Genomic DNA, 1,356 nt, shown 5'->3' with positions numbered 1-1,356 from the left:
GTGGCGTCGGTGGACCGCTGATAGGGACACGGCCACCCGTGTTCGGGGTAGGTCTCTTCGTAACGTGGCTGCCGGCAGTCCGACGCCCTGACTGCGGCCGAGGCCACGATGCGATGCGTGGAGGCGGGTCTTGGTGCACGACGGATACGGCGTCTTCCTGGGCTTGGACGTCGGTAAGGGTGATCATCACGCGGTCGGGTTGGCCCCGGACGGCAAGCGGCTGCACGACGCGGCGTTGCCGAATACCGAGGTCCGGCTGCGGCAACTGTTCGACAAACTCGCCCGTCACGGTCGAGTCCTGGTCGTGGTCGACCAGCCCGCCTCGATCGGCGCCTTGCCGGTCGCGGTGGCTCGGGCGTGCGGTCATCAGGTGGCCTACCTGCCCGGACTGGCGATGCGCCGGATCGCCGATCTGCACCCCGGCACGGCGAAGACCGACGCCCGCGACGCCTACGTCATCGCTGACGCGGCCCGCACTCTGCCGCACACACTGCGGCGGGTCGACACCGGCGACGAGACCCTGGCTGAGCTGGAAGTCCTGGTCGGCTTCGACGACGACCTCGCTGGCGAAGCCACCCGCGTGTCCAACCGCATCCGGGGCCTGCTGACGCAGATCCATCCCGCCCTGGAACGGGTTCTCGGCCCGAAGGTGCAGCACAGAGCCGTGCTGGAGCTGCTGTCACGCTGCGGCGGACCGGCTGGTCTGCGCAAGGCCGGCCGCCGCAAACTGCTCTCGATCGCCGCCGTCCACGCACCCCGCATGGGGGACCGACTCGTCGAGCAGATCATGACCGCCCTCGACGAGCAGACCGTCACCGTCCCCGGCACCCAGGCTGCGGAAACGATCCTGCCCCGCCTCGCTGACAGCCTCCGCGAGACCCTTCGCCAACGCGACCAGGTCGCCACCCAAGTCGAGGGGATGCTTGATGCGCACCCTCTTGCCCCGGTCCTGACCTCGATGCCCGGCATCGGCGTCAGGACCGCCGCCCGGATCCTGCTTGAAGTCGGCGACGGCACCGCCTTCGCCACCCCCGGCCACCTCGCCGCCTACGCCGGGCTTGCCCCCGTGACCCGACGATCCGGCAGCAGCATCCGCGGCGAACACCCACCAAGGGGCGGCAACAAGAACCTCAAACGAGCCCTTTTCCTCGCCGCGTTCGCCGCCCTCGCCGACCCCGTGAGCAGGGCCTACTACGACCGCAAGAGAGCTGAGGGCAAACGCCACAACGCCGCCCTCATCTGCCTCGCCCGACGCCGCTGCGACGTCCTGTTCGCCATGCTCCGCGACAAGATCCCCTACCAACCCCGCCCAACCGCCTCAATCGCTGCTTGACGAAACCCATAGGGACACCCCCC

At 69.5% G+C, this 1,356-nt stretch carries 1 protein-coding gene; it reads left to right on the top strand.

Going from position 1 to position 1,356, the window contains the following annotated elements:
* Positions 1 to 133 precede the first annotated feature (133 nt).
* Positions 134 to 1,333, top strand: coding sequence for an IS110 family RNA-guided transposase (locus ACZ6O5_RS31260; RefSeq protein ID WP_465981929.1), 1,200 nt, complete (start codon positions 134 to 136; stop codon positions 1,331 to 1,333).
* Positions 1,334 to 1,356 lie beyond the last annotated feature (23 nt).

The sequence above is a fragment of the Micromonospora sp. NPDC049201 genome (assembly GCF_055586805.1).
This window is presented reverse-complemented; position numbering and strand designations above follow the sequence as displayed.